Origin of the sequence: Flavobacterium ajazii, from assembly GCF_010614725.1 — a bacterium.
Taxonomy (GTDB): Bacteria; Bacteroidota; Bacteroidia; order Flavobacteriales; family Flavobacteriaceae; genus Flavobacterium; species Flavobacterium ajazii.
This window is the reverse complement of sequence record NZ_JAAEHL010000015.1, coordinates 26,087-41,275: the sequence shown is the minus strand read 5'-3', so window position 1 is coordinate 41,275 and position 15,189 is coordinate 26,087. Positions and strand designations below refer to the sequence as shown.

The window sequence follows — 15,189 nt, the reverse complement described above, 5'->3', positions numbered from 1 at the left end:
TTTATGATAACTGCCTGATTGTGTAATTTAAAGTAGATTTTAGAATGAATTTGTCTGGATTTATGATACAGGTATTGAAGGATTTTTGGTTTCATAAGCCTTCGACTCCGCTCAGGATGACAATTGTTTCTGCTTTGCCTCGAAGTTTATTCTTCTTCATCGTCTTTGTCAAAGTATATTAATTTGCCTTCAATGACCAGATCGTGTAAAGGATAAACTATTCCTGATTTGGATATAATATCTGACAAAGGGATATTTTACGGATATTTTTTTATCTTTGAAATTCACACTTTTTAATGCAGATGGCTTTATCTTTGAGCCTTCAGAAATTGTACTCGATATGGAACAAAAAATACATCAGGGAAGAAACGTAAAACGTTTCAGAGAAATGCTTAACATAAAGCAGGAGGCATTGGCTTATGATCTGGGCGAAGACTGGAATCAGAAGAAAATCTCTATGCTGGAGCAGAAAGATGTAATTGAGGATAGTTTGCTGAAACAAATCTCAGCTGTATTAAAAATTCCGGTTGAGGCTTTTCAGAATTTTGATGAGGAGCAAGCGATAAATATTATTTCTAATACATTTGGAGATAATGCTTGTGTTGGAAATCCTAATTCTACATTCAACTTCAATCCTATCGAAGAAATCAAAAAACTTCAAGAAGAGAAAATTGCTTTGTTTGAAAGGATGTTGAAGGAAAAAGATGAGATGATGGGAAGACTTGAAAGACTAATTAATAAATAGTTTTATTACTAACTTATAAAATAGGCTCAACTTTTTGGTTGAGCCTATTTTTATAATAATTAAGAATAGATTGAATATCCGAAGGAGTGTAATATAAAAACATTAAGGGCTAATGAGAACTATTGTTAGTGTAATTGCTAAAATTGACAAAAATTAAATAGTAACTAACCGAAATATAAAACTGAAAAAAATGATTAGAATTTTACACTTAACTGATTTTCATTTAAATACTAAAACTCTAAAAGATTGGAATGATTTTCTGAAGGTACCTTTCTTAAAAAAAATTACAGAAATTAATAATGTACAAAATATTGATTTAGTATTATTTACTGGTGACATGATTGATAAAGCCGGTAAAGATTTTGGTTCTGTTTCGGATGCTTTATATTCGTTTAAAGAAAATGTTATATCACCAATTCTAATAGAATTAAATTTAGATATTTCGAGGTTTATCATTTGCCCTGGTAATCATGATATTAATCGAAATGCAGACAAACCTTTTCATGAAAGTGGATTAAAACATGATTTAGATTCAATTGATAAAATTAATTCTTTTACAAATTTGAATGAAGACGATTATGACGGAATTCAAAGAATGAAAGAATATAAAGATTTTGAATTTAAATTATATGAAGGAATTGAAGAAAAACTTCATTCAAAGTTTAAATTCTCTACTAAATTAAATATAAAAGGAAAATCTATAGGAATTTCTTCTTTAAATTCTTCTTGGAGGTGTTATAGTGATGATGATTTTAATAACCTTCTTGTTGGAGAAAATCAAATTAATGATAATTATAAATTTATAAATGATTGTGACATTAAAATAGCATTAATGCACCATCAATTAGATTGGATATCAGAAGTTGAATCGAAGACTATTAAAAGTCATATGTCGCAAAATTACAATTTAATTTTTAGTGGACATGTTCATCAAACTGATGTAGAATTTGTACAAAACTTGACAGGAACAAGCTTGCGAATAGTATCTCCTTCAGGGCTAAATCAAATTAGGAAGACTGAAAGTAATTATAGAAATGGATTCAGTGTTATTGATTATGGTGAAAATGCTAAATGTCATTTTTTTAAGTATATTCATGATCATAAAAATTTTGTAGATAATACAGATGTTTGTGATAAAGGAGTTTGGGAAATTATAGTTAATTCACCAATGGTTTTGAATGAAGCTATTAATATGCAGTCTGTAGAAGATGATTTTTATGATTTCTTAAATGATAGTGGTGCCAATTTTACACATAGAAGTAAAACATTAACCCTTAACGATATCTATGTTGCTCCATTTATGGAACAATTTAGTTTAAATGATGATGACGAAAAAGGAAGTGGAGCTTTTAAATCAGAAGACATTTTAAATAGAATTACCAATAAAGATGTTAATCATACAATAATATTAGGAGAAGAAAATAGTGGTAAAACGTCATTTTGTAAAAAAATATATTCAAATACAGTAGCTGTAAATAATACAGTTCCGATTTTTGTAAAGGGAGGAGATATCAAAAAGATTACTAAAGAAGATATTTTTAAATTAATCAATAAGGAATTTAGAAAGCAATACAAAGTAGATATTGATTTGACTACTAAAAATTTGGTTGTAATTATTGATGACTTAAACAACTGTAAACTTCCTCAAAAAAGCAAAAAGAATTTCATTTTAAATCTTTATTCTTTTAATTTTCAAACTGTAATAACTTGGGATGAATATTTTACATTAAGTGAGTTGCTTGAATCTCAAGTTACAACTGTTGAAGTATTCGAAATATTGAAATTTAGTGGTAAAAAAAGGTTGGAACTAATTAGAAAATGGATCGATTTACTGGAAGACGAATTTGAAGATGAACAATCTAAAGAATTTGAAATTAAAGAATTAGCAAAAATAGTAAATACAGTTATAGGTAAAAATTTAATCCCTTCGCTTCCTATATATATATTAACAATTTTACAAGCTAATGAACTAAGTACTGCAACAAATTTTGAACAAAGTACTTTTGGTCACTATTATGATGTCTTAATTAAATCTGCTCTCGGACAAAAAATTAAAGCAAATGCTGAAATAGAAAAGTATTATTCATATTTAACAGAATTATCATTTTTTCTTTATAATAATAAAACTATTGAAATAGATGAAAACAATTTTATAGAATTTCATCAATTTTTTATTAAAAAGTATAGTATTCAATTAAGTTTTCGAGAAGTTACTGAAACTTTAGAAAATTGTAATTTAATTCAAAAAAATGGTACATTATATAAATTCAAATATAAATATATTTATTTCTATTTTATAGGTAAATATTTTTCGGACAATTTAGAAGACGAAATCATTAAAGGTAAAGTGACTGAGTTATCAAATAGATTATATCAGACGGAAAGTGCAAATATTTATATTTTCTTATCTCATCATAGCAAATCTAAATTTATAGTGAAACAAATTTTAGAGAGGGCGCGAGAACTATTTAAAGAAGAAAATATTATAGAATTTAATGATGATATTAAGGAAGTAAATAGCTTAATTGATAAAAAAGTTGTTGATATAGTTTTCGAAGGAAAAGTTGAAACAGTAGACTCTGACGAACACAACTTAGAAATTAAAATTCAAGAGGATAATGAGTATGACATTAATGATGAAATTGATAGTATTTCACAAGTTAATAAGGCCTTTAAGACTATAGAAATTTTAGGTTATATTATTAAAAATAGATATGCTTCATTAACAGGAACAGATAAATCTGATTTAGTAGAAGAATTGTATAAATTAGGTTTACGTTCCTTAACGTTTTTATTTAAAACACTATTGGATGGAGAAGAGTATATTAAAAGTGAAATTATTGATTTAATAAAAAAAGACCCCAATGGATCGCTAACAGTTCGTGAAAGGGAAGAGTTAGCTAAACAACTTATGTTTAATCTATTATATATGGTTTCATATTCAATATTTAAGCGTATTTCATCTTCTATTGCCTCTAAAGATTTAGAAATAACATTTAATGAGGTGCGAACTAAATTGGCAGTTTCTGAAGGTGAGAAAAAAAATAATGCTATATCTTTAATTGATATTGCTGTCATTTTTGAGTATAGTAAAACTTTTCCAGAAAAAGATGTTAAACGTTTAGCTGAAGACCTTAAAAATAATCCTCTTGCGTTTCATATCCTTCGACGTCTTGGTGTTAATTTTATGAGAATGATTCCAATGAAAGAACAGGATCAACAACGCGCAAGTACTTTATTAGATATTTCAATGAAAAGCCAAAGGTTGATTGGTGGAACATCATCAATTAGAAAATAATAATTAAATTTTCATTATTATCAATTACTAAAATCAATTTATGGCAAAATACAGTGTAACATTAACAATCAGTAGAAACTTTATTAAGTTGGATCAAATCTGGCGACATTGCAATCCCAGAAATTCAGTCCGTTTGTATGGAATGGTTATAAAGTGAGAAATTTAATCAATTCTTTATGTCAAGGTTATCCTGTTGGTTATATTATTACTTTGCGTAATCACGTGTTAAATTAAAAAATGGACAGCTATCTGCAGGGAAAAGAGTTCTAATTGATGGATAACAACGTATTACTCCTTTAACATCTGCCATTGTATGACAGCGAGTAGTAGACAAAACTACAAAGAAAATACGATTCGTATTGCGTTTAATCCTTTGGAAGAAAGATTTGAGGTGCTAAATAAAGCTGTAGAAAAAAGCCCCTTATGGATAGATAATATTCATCCTATTATTAATGATGAAATATCCATTTCAAAAGCAAGAAACAAATATCTATCAGTAAATTAAAATTCAAATATCTGAAAAAACTAATGAAATAAGCGCCATAGATTCTTTAGAGAATATAAACCAAAACTTATTCAATAACGATATTCCAGATTTTTTAGGACAAGCGACTCATTTAGATTATGAACGTTTTCTAAAGAAAGAAGAGAATTGATGGCTAAAAAATTATTATAAACAACTATAAATTTATAAGATAGGTATGAACTTAAAATCCTTAGAAGATTTTTTAATTAATAAAACTATCCCAATTGTTAAAAACAAAATTGGTTTTTTAGAAATAATTAGGAAACAGCATTATGAAAATATAAATAGTAATTTATATGCTCATTTTCTAAGTTCTGAAATTACCGAAGTTCGGTCACTTTTTTTAGAAGCATTACTTTTACTTATTATAGAAAAAACGGGCAAGCACTTCTCATTTATTAATGATAGAGTAAGTACTGAAGTTGCAACAACTTCTAATGGAAGGATTGATATTGTTTTAGAAGACTATCATTATGGGAATGTAATTTTAATTGAAAACAAAATTTATCATTATTTACATAATGACTTATTGGATTACTGGAATCATTATAAAATAGATGCTTCAAAAAAAGTTGGTGTTTTGCTTACACTTTATGAACATGAAATACCTGAGAATGTAAAAGGAAATTTTATAAACATAACACACATAGAATGGATTAATAAGGTAAAGGAAAATTTTTATCCAGAATCTTTTACTGATAATTATAAGATTTACATAAGTGATTTTATCAATACAATTGAAAATTTAACCCGTATAAACACAATGAATGAATCGGCAAGATTTTATTTTGAAAATACATCTCAGGTAATTAAAGCAAATGAAACTTTAAATGAAGCGCATCTTTTTTTAAACAATCAATTTCAATTAATTGCAAACAAAATTGGATGGCAGTCATATGGAAATGAAGTAACTTGGAGAAATTTTTGGGATGAAGATAATCACATCGATACTTACTTTACTTTAATAACTAAAGATTTAGTAGAAGGCAATAATTTAAGTTTTATGCTTATTTTAGAATTAAACCGAAAAGATAAAGATCGTGAGGAGGAAATAAAAGAAAGATTTAAAACTCATTCTCAATTTCTAGATAAAAAAAGAGGAGAATCAAAAGGTACTTATGTACATTTTCTTTGTAAAGAATATACTCTCACTATTGACGAATTGACACATTTTTCAGATATTGTTTTAGACAAAATTAAAAATGATTTTGCAGATATTACTATTGATGTAATTAGATATCTATATCCTCAAAAAGATATCAGTGCATTTGAAAATCAAGTGTTAAATAAAATATAAGATTTTACTTGATGTTATTAATTATTAAAAAAGTAAATATTAAAAGTAAATATTAAAAGTAAATATTAAAAGTAAATATTAAAAGTAAATATTTTCTCTAAAAATTGGTTAGAGTAATAGCTTCATATTTCAATCAGCTATTTCTATACAACTCAATTTTCCTTCCCTCAAAGTCTACAATTATAGCCATAAATCCAAACTCTGTTTGTGTGGGAGGCAATGCAAACACGACTTCTAAGGTAGTTAATTTTTGAATTGTGGTCTCGAAGTTGTCAATTCCGAATCCTAATCTTAGGTTTTTGTCTGCCTGAGTCTGGCTTTTTGTTAAAGGATAAATTTCTAAAACGGTTTTTCCGATAGTCGCACTATAATGAAATGGCGAATTTCCGTGTTTGTGATACTCAAAAGTCAACCCGAACAGGCTGTAAAATCGGATAGTTTTTTGTGTCGCCTGTTCTTAAAACCAATAAACGTATTTCCATTGTCATTAAAGTTAAGAGATTTTAGATTGTCGATTTTGAGATTTTTTTATATCAGAAATCAAAAATCAGCATTTTAATATTTAATATAACCCGTTGGGTAGAATTGATTTAAAATGAATTAAAAGAATAAAATAGCAAGTAAAACATCATTTATAACGTAAAGAATTGATGTCATCCTGAGCCCATTCGGCTTCGCTCAGGATAAACTTCATCGAAGGCTTAAGAACGCAAAAGGGCTTCGACTCCGCTCAGCCTGACACTTATTTTAATTTCACCCAACGGGTTTAACATAATGACATTGGCCTCGTACCAGCACGTTATGATAACAGTTTCAGCTTAAGAAGTAATATTAAGCTTATATCCTTTGCCGCGTATAACCACAATTTGGATGTTTGGATCATGTTCCAGTTTTTTTCGAAGTTTTGAGATAAACATATCCAGACTACGGCCTACAATAACACCTTCATCTTCCCAGATTTCTTTTTGCAGTCGGCTTCTCTCTATGGTTTGGTTGGGAGACAATGCAAAAATGAGTAATACACGGGTTTCTGTTCCAGTGAGGTCTAATGTTTTTTCATTTGTGATTAGCTTACGATTCTTTGCATCGAACACTACCGAACCTAAAGTGAACAAATTAGTATGATTGTTATCCGGTAAAGTTGCTTTCGGCTTAGCTGATCTCAAAAAAATAAATCCAATAAAGGCTAAAAAAGACAACCCTCCCAGAAGGTATCCATTTTTTACGGTATTTATTCCGGTCGGTTTAAATTTAATGTTGATCCTATAACATGCTTTGGGCTGCTTTCTCCCTATGCAGGCTACAATATCATCTTTCGTATTCTTTGACATTGCATATCCATAAGCTACACTGGTATTACCACAGTTCAAGACATTTACAACATAATCACTTGTGAGCGGATCTTTGGCTAATAAACGCCTGGTAGTATTCACCAAAGAGTCGGTTTGAAAAGTGAACTCATTCTCAAATCTGATCTGATATTCATTTTCAGTAATCTTTTTTACGGGAAGAACCCTTGATGCGCTGTCTCCCGATTGTAAAAGCAGTTCATGTCCGATTCTGCGAAGTAAAACTTCCCTTCTTGCAATAGCAAAGTCATCATTATCAGTCATAGTAAAAGCCAGGCAGATTGCAGATACAAGGAAAAGGAACATCAATCCAACAAGGTATTTTCTTTTTCCGGACAGGAGATTTTGGCTATTCAACATAGTGTCAATATTTTATTTACAAAGTTTACATTTTTATTTACAATCTAAGTTGCTCAGACTGAAATATATCAAAGTAATTTTGTTCAATAACTTTAAAGGATGTAAAAAGTAAAAAGAATGCTTTACATGAACAGATTTATCAGGAGATAGATCTATTTTAATTTAACCTATAAAAAATATGAAAAAAATCATTTATGTGCTGATCTTACCGCTGGTTGTGGTCAGTGGACTAGTGTTTAGCTTTGATCTGTTCGCCTACGGCCCGGGTGCAAATTGCGAAATTAAAAATGAAACTCCTAAAAAAACAATCCCAAAAGTACTCTCTGCTGCCGAAAGGAAAGCTGAATTAAAAAAATGGGAAGCTACCCCTGATGGTATAAAGGTCAAAAAGTGGAAAGTGTCTCCCCAAGGTCAAAAAGTGTTTGCCGATGCTGCTAAAATAAGTAAGTATACGAGTGCCTTTACGAATATGGAGGCTGTTGTAACCTGTCTTTCTCTTCCGCCAGGATCGCAATTAGGTTTCGGAGTGATGGTCAGGATTAATGATGAAGATTATATTCTGAGATTTGACCCGGAAAAGTCTCAACTTCAGCAACTGCAGAGCCTGAAAGTTAATGACAAAATAATTCTAAAAAGCCATAGCGTATCGTATGCGCCCAAGTATTCATATCCCATAATATCAGGTGACTATGTAGAACGGGATAATAAAGTAATTTATAAACGTATCCCTCGCAAAGACGGCTGTTAAGTAATAAATTAGAAATGCATTAAGATATACCCGTTGGGTGAAATTAAAAATAAGCGTCAGGCTGAGCCTATTCGGCTTCGCTCAGGATAAACTTAGCGAAGCCCTTTTGTGTTCAAAAGCCTTCGACTCCGCTCAGGGTGACATCAATTTCTTGAGTTATAAATGATGTTTCACTACCTATTTTTATACTTTTTATAATCAAATCAATTTTTTTAATCAATTTCACCCAAAGGGTTATGAATATTTTATTTATATCCAGATTTAAAAAAGGTTTAATTTAAGTTTCTATACTCTTTTGGAGTATGCCCTGTTTTGAGTTTAAACAGCTTGCTAAAATATTGAGGATATTCAAATCCCAGATTATAAGCAATTTCTCCAACAGAGTTGTTTGTACTGAGAAGAATATTTTTTGCTTCTTCAATCAAAAAATAATGTATATGATCCTGAGCGTTCATTCCGGTTTCTTTTTTCAGTAAATCAGTTAAATAGTTTGGTGACAGATGTACTTCTTCTGCTAAATATTTTACAGTTGGTAATCCGGTTTTGTTTTCGATTTTTGAATCGAAATACTCTTTTAATAATGATTCGATTTTAGTAACGATATCTTTATTGGTGCTTTTTCGGGTTATGAATTGGCGGCCATAATATCGGGAGCAATAATTCAGAAGAACTTCCAGATTAGATACAATTAAGTTTTGGCTGTGACTGTCAATGTTTTCCAGAAGTTCATTTTGGATTTTTATGACACAGTCGTAGAGAATCTGTTTTTCTTTTTCAGAAAGATGTAATGCTTCAGAAGTTTCATAAGAAAAAAAACTGTATTCTTTTATTTTTGTCCCAAGAGAAGTATTTCTCACTAAATCAGGATGAAAGAACAAGCCCCATCCCATCATATCATCCCGTTTTTCAATTTCAGTATCCATAGTAAGCACTTGTTTAGGAGCTATACAAATTAGACTTCCTTCCTGAAAATCATAATTTTGTCTTCCGTATTTCAGGCCGTTTATACAATAATTCTTGAACATTATGGAATAAAAATCACAGCAGATTCTGGTTCCTTCTTCAACGTATTCATCTACTTTACTAAAATCAATAATGGCAATCAACGGATGGTTTACGGCTCCTTGCTGTACAAACTTATTTATATCAGAAATACTGTTTAAATTAATAATCGGTTTCATCGTAATGTGTTTATGCTTTTACTAATTTACGGTAAATAACTTTTATTATAGAGGGTTTTCTGTTTTGGATTGTTTTGTAGTTTTAATTCTATCACGATTCTCTTGTAATATTCATTGGCTCTTTCCTGAGAGAAATAATCAACAATAAGTCCTGACAAAGCAAAAAGCGAGAGTCCGATTCCTGCTGCCATTACATTCGGATTTTTAGAATACCAGAAAAGAAATAATGTAAGAGGAAAACATATTGTTGCTACGATTTTTGATATTGTATATCCAAACTGAAAATCCTCTACGCGTTTTTTTTCATTTTGTATAAAAGCGGTATTGTTTTTTTCGAAATTTTGTCTGTAAGCTGTCATTCTTTGGTTGTTTGAGACAATTATTGATAAACCGATTGCGGTATAAATAATGCCAACGACTAACAGAGGAATTAATAATGCTTTTGAATTTGGGGTATAGCCAAATTTTCCAAATAGAATACCTGTTATGATGGTAATCGAACCAAAATAAGTAATGAAATAGGATTCAAATAATTCACCCGTGATCCAATTTAGTGTGTGGTTATAAAAACTCATGATTTATAGCGATGCCAGGTTACTGTTTTTCCTAATATTGAAATTCCTAAAAAGCCTCTCAAAGAAAGTTTACCATTTTCTATCCAAGCTTTGCAGGTGTAGGTATCACCGCTGGGAGGGTCATAAATCTTACCATCAATATATTCTTTACCGTCCCATTTTAATCCGGTTAAACTTGTAATACCAATAATATTCCGGTTTCTTAGTTGTTTGGCGGGATTTTTAAGATCTTTTTTTGATGTTACCCCGTCTTTTTCTACCACCAGGTTGCCCCATAAGAGCTTTGCACAGTATTGGTCTCCATTTTTAAAAAATTCCATTCGGACATCTTTTTTATCAGACTCCCAAACCCCAATAATATTTTTGTCACTGGTTTGGGCTTGCATTTTTGAGAGTATAACTATTAGTAATACAACTGCTATTTTAATTGTTTTCATAATATTTTTAGCTGGTTTTATCTTTCTTTACATCTGACTCATTACAATTTTATCAAACATTTTATCGCCCAAATAAGTTCTCATCCAAACCATAGGTTTTGCAAATTTTCCCACTCTGTATCGTGTTTTCGGATTTGTACTGTTTACAATTTTTACTATTGTTTTTGCTATTACTGATGGCTTAGATGAGCCATTTCCTTCAGCAGCTTTTTTAGTACCTTCCATTATTTTGGTCATACTATTTTTATAAGGACTTTGGTTTGATATTTTTGAAAAGTTATCAATTAAAACAGAGCCAAACTCAGTAGCAATAAATCCAGGTTCAAGTATTACCACTTTAATATTGAACTCTTTTAATTCTAATCTCAGGCAGTCACTTAAACCTTCTACGGCATGTTTAGATGCGTGATACCAGGCTCCCATAGGAAAATACATTTTTCCACCCATGGATGATGTATTAATAATGGTTCCGGAATTTTCTTTACGCATGTGGGGAACAACTTTTTTCGTAACAGCTGCTATCCCAAAGACATTTACTTCGAACTGTCTTCTTGCTTCATCCAGCGAAACATCTTCCACTGAACCATACAAACCAAAACCAGCATTGTTCCATAAAACATCAATTTTGCCTTCTTTCCTGATAATTGTATTGACAGTTTCTTCTATTTCAGATTCATTGGTTACATCCATTTGAATTGGATATCCTCCTAATAGTTTCAAATCCTGCATTTGATTAATTCTTCGTGCTGCAGTATAGACAATATGCCCTTGTGAGATTAGCGCTTTTGCAGTTTCTTTTCCCATACCTGAACTTGCACCGGTTATTAAAATTACTTTTTTCATTTTTATAAGTTATTAATTATGAGGCAAATTTAGTTTGAGACTAGCATCGGGAATTAATACAGATCCCTGATTGTTGTATAGTTTTTTCGGATGGGATAAGTTTTATTTAGTTGTTACCTATTCTTATTCTGGGCTATAATTTACAATTCAAAGAATTTACTTCTAAAACGCTATAATAGATTTTCACTATATTTGGCATAGATATTGGTTAGTTTATTGGTTTTAATATGTTGGATTTTGTGTAATGATGTCTAATAATTAATCAATCTTTTGCGTTAAATATTTAGTCTCATTTCAAATAATTCTACCCCAAATCGAATTCTCAAATCAAAATTTTAAAAATGAAACAAAAGTTAATCACTCTTTTATTCGTCTTCACGGTTGTCAATGTGTTTGGACAGGTGCCCACTACATCCAGCCCAGCTGAAGTTAATGATCCTACTAAGGCTGCAGCTGCTACTGATGTGTTCTCTACTAAATTTGTAAGTGCGGTTAAAAAGGTTCCGTTAGATACTGCTTCAATCCTGATGTATGATTATGACGGTACTTTTTTCTCTTATGATTTGGAATCAGAGACTATTGGCTGGACTGTAAAAGCAGCAGATTCCTTTACTCCAATGTGTGCCAATGGCGTGACACTGCATGATGGGGTTGTATATGTTCCATTTATTAATGGTGAAATTTTTGCTGTTGATAACCAGGACGGAACTGTTTTCTGGAAATCAAGAATAGGAACTATTACCGATCAGGTTGTACTTAAAGACCAGATACCAACTATAAGTAACGGGAAGCTGTACATTACTACTCAAAATGAAAACAGCAGCATTTACGCTATCAATATAAAAGACGGTAGTTTAGCCTGGAGCTATAGGCTGGATGCACTAAATAATCATACTCCTGTGCTTTCTTTTGATAATAAGGTGTTTGTTCAAAGCGGCTCTAATTTTTATTGTTTTGAAGCCAATTCCGGAAAAGTTGTTTACCAAAAAAACTTTGAGAGTGCTGTGACCGGAAAACCCGTAACAGATGGTGAAAATATATTTATAACAAACGAAAAAAATGTACTTTTTGCTTTAAGTCCTTCTAAACCGGATGTTTTATGGGAATTCAAATTTGATGAAACTCAAAATAATAGTAAGGAGCGTATCTTTTGCAAAGACAAAAAAGTATATTTTGGAGCACAAGGACCGGAAGTTTCTTCGGTATATGCTGTCGATTCAAAAACAGGAACACAGTTGTGGAAAAGGGATTTTGCAGGGGACAATATTGAATACATTACTGAGGATACTGATAATATCTGGGGGTATACCCGTAAAGGAAAACTATTTGAACTGGACATAAATAATGGCGAAATAGCATTTGAAACAAAACTGACTACACAGCCTATTTCGAATATTGAATTTCCGGAAGGAGATTCTATATATTATTATTGCGATGCCGGTTTGATTCAATATGAACTGGAAGGCAAGGACGAAAACGTAATGTACATGCGAACTTCTATTCTTGATAATATTTATAGCGCTTATCTGAAAATAATTCGATAACAAATAGAAAAAAGCTGTCTCAGTGGTGAGGCAGCTTTTTTTGTGTATAAACTTTTTGATTTGTATATTGTAAAGTATTATTCCTGATTGAAAAAGAAATAGTTGCAACTGCCAGGTTTTAAAGAGAACGTTTAGAAATTAGATTTCAACTATTTATAATCTATAATTTCAAATAGCAGCTCATATCTGTCACCTAGTTTTTTCTTTAACCGTTGTTTGCTTTTTTTGATAGCATCGATTGTCACACCCAGTAAACTGGACATTTCGTAATTATTATAATCTAATTTTTGAAGCATTATTATTTTAAGGTTAGATTCTTTTAACTCCGGAAAATTTTCCATTACTGTATTATAAAAATCACCGTGCTGTTTTATGAATTCTCTTTTAAAAGAATTCCAGTTTTCATCGGTCATCAGATGAGACTTTAATATTTCCTGCAGCTTTACCTTTTTTTCTTCAAGATGTATTGAAGAGGAGTTTTTAATTTCTTCCAGTTCATTTTCTAAAATTGAGATCTGCTTATTTTTATTTTTAAGGTATTCAGCATAGATGTTTATATCAGAACTGGCATCGTTAAGCTTCTTTTCAAAAAGCAGCCTGTCATTTTCAAGTTTTATTTTTTTTGTCTGTAATTTTTTATTTAAATAGCTATAGGTAATCAGACTTAATACTATTGTTAAGACTGAAATTAGAATTAAGATACCTTTGATTTTTTCACCCTGTTCTAATTGTAATCGAATTTTATTCGTATCATTTTCATACTTCTCTTTTTGAATAAGCCAGTACGATCTTTGCAATACTGTATTGCCGTTTGTTTTAAGAAGATATTCTTCAATTTGTTTAAGCTGGCGTCTTAACATTAGTTCTTTTTCAGGATTTTTGCCATTTAGAATACTGAGCTTTAATTCAATGATTTCTTTTAATGAACTTCTGTAGTACGATTTTGAACTTGCAATTTTTGCGGCTCTTTCCAAAATTTTTTCAGTTTGAAATGTATCTTTCAGCTTTAAAAGAATTTTGGCTAATAGTATCGAAGCATACATCTCATTCTTGTCAATATTGAATTTTTGAGAATAGAAAATATCTTGTTTTAAGAAACGTACAGCATCTTTCAGATTTCCTTTTTTTTCATAAACAAGTGCTTTGTCGCCTAATATTTTTGCATATCTGACGCTGTCATTTATTTTTAATGCGATGGTTTCAGATTGATTAAAATAGCGCATTGCATTTGATAAATCATTAGTTCTCAAATAACAGTTGCCAATTGCATTTAAAACTCCCGCAGATTCTGAAGAGGGTTTTTCCATATACTGCATGGATTTTTTATAATAGCCAATAGCAGAATTATCTTCTACGGTAGACATTATCCAGCCAAAGAATTTAAAAGTTTCTTCGGGTAAAATCATTTCTGAGACATCAATCTGACTACTTTCTTCCATTGTTTTGAGTACAATTGGAATTAGTTTATCAATCTGGCAATAGAAATATAAATATTTTGAATAATTCAATTGGGTCCAGATAATAAGACTGGGGTCATTTAGTTTTTTGGATTCTTCAATTGATTTTAAAAAATAATGCTCACTTCTTTGATTTATTTTGTCAAAAAATACAGAAAAGCCATTTGCAAGCAGTGCATGGTATAAAATATGTGATTTTTTACTTGAAGATTTCTTTAAAAAAGACAAACGTTTTTTTAGTGCTACAGTGTCTTTTTTAGCATTATTTTCTTTGATGATTACAGATTCAATATCACTGATTAAATCTGTAGAAGATGAAGATGGTTTTTGAGCATATAATTGTGTAATAGAAACAAAGGCGAATAAGACAAAAAATAATCTAATTTTTTTTGTAGAGAAAATCATTTTGTGACAGGGGCTTAGAGGTAGCTAAACTATAAAAAATAATGTTTTAGTTAAAAAAAAGTTGAACACAGGACTAAATTATTTCATGGTAATAGTCTGAAAATCTTAAATATAAAATTTTTCTTATACGGTTTAAAAAATCATTTTAAGTATGGTAAGAAATTTTTTGAAAAATATCTGGCGGCACTTGTTATGGTTTGTGGGAATATTTTTATGTAATGAAATTAGAAGAAATTGCTGTGGAATATTTGTAATAGAAAGTCCAAAATTTTTGCTTTGACACTCTTTTCCGAATGCTAAGAAAGAATGTTTTTTTGAAGTATTTGTAAACTAGTTATTTGTGTTTTTATGGTTCAAATTTGTCCTCGTTTTGTCTCTCCCGATTATTTAGTTAATCATTTTTTTTAAAATAATTTCGGCGTTT

Annotated in this window: 13 protein-coding genes; 6 read left to right on the top strand and 7 right to left on the bottom strand. The window is 30.3% G+C overall.

Annotated features, from left to right (window positions below; all coding sequences use genetic code 11):
- Positions 1–340 precede the first annotated feature (340 nt).
- The 4 genes from GWR14_RS21585 (at position 341) to GWR14_RS21570 (ending at position 5,866) form a co-directional block, all read left to right on the top strand.
- A complete protein-coding gene (locus GWR14_RS21585) occupies positions 341–745 on the top strand; it encodes a helix-turn-helix domain-containing protein (RefSeq protein ID WP_163411225.1) in 405 nt (134 codons plus the stop codon).
- Between the two features lie 190 nt (positions 746–935).
- Positions 936–4,043 (top strand): metallophosphoesterase, encoded by a 3,108-nt coding sequence (locus tag GWR14_RS21580; protein ID WP_163411224.1) that lies wholly within the window; start codon positions 936–938, stop codon positions 4,041–4,043.
- Between the two features lie 313 nt (positions 4,044–4,356).
- Complete coding sequence (locus tag GWR14_RS23760) at positions 4,357–4,548, top strand: hypothetical protein (protein WP_187356556.1); 192 nt, start codon at positions 4,357–4,359, stop codon at positions 4,546–4,548.
- Between the two features lie 196 nt (positions 4,549–4,744).
- Entirely contained in the window at positions 4,745–5,866 is a 1,122-nt protein-coding gene (locus tag GWR14_RS21570; RefSeq protein WP_163411223.1) for a PDDEXK-like family protein, read from the top strand.
- Positions 5,867–5,999: 133 nt separating this feature from the next.
- On the opposite strand, the gene GWR14_RS21565 is transcribed toward GWR14_RS21570, so the two are convergent.
- Both GWR14_RS21565 and GWR14_RS21560 read right to left on the bottom strand, forming a co-directional pair.
- Positions 6,000–6,302, bottom strand: a complete 303-nt coding sequence (locus GWR14_RS21565; protein ID WP_394367941.1) for a VOC family protein — start codon at positions 6,300–6,302, stop codon at positions 6,000–6,002.
- Between the two features lie 382 nt (positions 6,303–6,684).
- Positions 6,685–7,575: a winged helix-turn-helix domain-containing protein gene (locus GWR14_RS21560; RefSeq protein WP_163411222.1), complete on the bottom strand. Its 891-nt coding sequence runs from the start codon at positions 7,573–7,575 to the stop codon at positions 6,685–6,687.
- 178 nt (positions 7,576–7,753) lie between these two features.
- Between GWR14_RS21560 and GWR14_RS21555 the strand changes: the two genes are divergently transcribed.
- The gene (locus GWR14_RS21555; protein ID WP_163411221.1) at positions 7,754–8,323 is read left to right on the top strand and encodes a hypothetical protein; all 570 of its coding nucleotides are present in this window, start codon (positions 7,754–7,756) and stop codon (positions 8,321–8,323) included.
- Between the two features lie 272 nt (positions 8,324–8,595).
- On the opposite strand, the gene GWR14_RS21550 is transcribed toward GWR14_RS21555, so the two are convergent.
- Genes GWR14_RS21550 through GWR14_RS21535 form a run of 4 tightly spaced genes read right to left on the bottom strand, consistent with a single transcriptional unit; the run spans position 8,596 to position 11,359 of the window.
- Positions 8,596–9,504: a helix-turn-helix domain-containing protein gene (locus tag GWR14_RS21550; RefSeq protein WP_163411220.1), complete on the bottom strand. Its 909-nt coding sequence runs from the start codon at positions 9,502–9,504 to the stop codon at positions 8,596–8,598.
- 26 nt (positions 9,505–9,530) lie between these two features.
- Positions 9,531–10,079 (bottom strand): sodium/proton-translocating pyrophosphatase, encoded by a 549-nt coding sequence (locus GWR14_RS21545; protein ID WP_163411219.1) that lies wholly within the window; start codon positions 10,077–10,079, stop codon positions 9,531–9,533.
- Positions 10,076–10,516: a DUF2147 domain-containing protein gene (locus tag GWR14_RS21540; RefSeq protein WP_163411218.1), complete on the bottom strand. Its 441-nt coding sequence runs from the start codon at positions 10,514–10,516 to the stop codon at positions 10,076–10,078. Before GWR14_RS21540 ends, GWR14_RS21545 begins: the two co-directional genes overlap by 4 nt.
- A gap of 27 nt (positions 10,517–10,543) precedes the next feature.
- Positions 10,544–11,359 (bottom strand): oxidoreductase, encoded by an 816-nt coding sequence (locus GWR14_RS21535; protein ID WP_163411217.1) that lies wholly within the window; start codon positions 11,357–11,359, stop codon positions 10,544–10,546.
- A 341-nt stretch (positions 11,360–11,700) separates the two neighbouring features.
- Between GWR14_RS21535 and GWR14_RS21530 the strand changes: the two genes are divergently transcribed.
- Entirely contained in the window at positions 11,701–12,903 is a 1,203-nt protein-coding gene (locus GWR14_RS21530; protein ID WP_163411216.1) for a PQQ-binding-like beta-propeller repeat protein, read from the top strand.
- A 149-nt stretch (positions 12,904–13,052) separates the two neighbouring features.
- On the opposite strand, the gene GWR14_RS21525 is transcribed toward GWR14_RS21530, so the two are convergent.
- Positions 13,053–14,765 carry a tetratricopeptide repeat protein gene (locus GWR14_RS21525; RefSeq protein WP_163411215.1) on the bottom strand — a complete coding sequence of 571 codons (1,713 nt, stop codon included), beginning with the start codon at positions 14,763–14,765 and terminating at the stop codon, positions 13,053–13,055.
- Positions 14,766–15,189 lie beyond the last annotated feature (424 nt).

Excerpts from the sequence above, each read along its gene's own strand:
- GWR14_RS21585 (WP_163411225.1), top strand. The coding sequence starts at position 341 with ATGGAACAAAAAATACATCAGGGAAGAAACGTAAAACGTTTCAGAGAA.
- GWR14_RS21580 (WP_163411224.1), top strand. The coding sequence starts at position 936 with ATGATTAGAATTTTACACTTAACTGATTTTCATTTAAATACTAAAACT.
- GWR14_RS23760 (WP_187356556.1), top strand. The coding sequence starts at position 4,357 with ATGACAGCGAGTAGTAGACAAAACTACAAAGAAAATACGATTCGTATT.
- GWR14_RS21570 (WP_163411223.1), top strand. The coding sequence starts at position 4,745 with ATGAACTTAAAATCCTTAGAAGATTTTTTAATTAATAAAACTATCCCA.
- GWR14_RS21560 (WP_163411222.1), bottom strand. The coding sequence starts at position 7,575 with ATGTTGAATAGCCAAAATCTCCTGTCCGGAAAAAGAAAATACCTTGTT.
- GWR14_RS21555 (WP_163411221.1), top strand. The coding sequence starts at position 7,754 with ATGAAAAAAATCATTTATGTGCTGATCTTACCGCTGGTTGTGGTCAGT.
- GWR14_RS21550 (WP_163411220.1), bottom strand. The coding sequence starts at position 9,504 with ATGAAACCGATTATTAATTTAAACAGTATTTCTGATATAAATAAGTTT.
- GWR14_RS21545 (WP_163411219.1), bottom strand. The coding sequence starts at position 10,079 with ATGAGTTTTTATAACCACACACTAAATTGGATCACGGGTGAATTATTT.
- GWR14_RS21540 (WP_163411218.1), bottom strand. The coding sequence starts at position 10,516 with ATGAAAACAATTAAAATAGCAGTTGTATTACTAATAGTTATACTCTCA.
- GWR14_RS21535 (WP_163411217.1), bottom strand. The coding sequence starts at position 11,359 with ATGAAAAAAGTAATTTTAATAACCGGTGCAAGTTCAGGTATGGGAAAA.
- GWR14_RS21530 (WP_163411216.1), top strand. The coding sequence starts at position 11,701 with ATGAAACAAAAGTTAATCACTCTTTTATTCGTCTTCACGGTTGTCAAT.
- GWR14_RS21525 (WP_163411215.1), bottom strand. The coding sequence starts at position 14,765 with ATGATTTTCTCTACAAAAAAAATTAGATTATTTTTTGTCTTATTCGCC.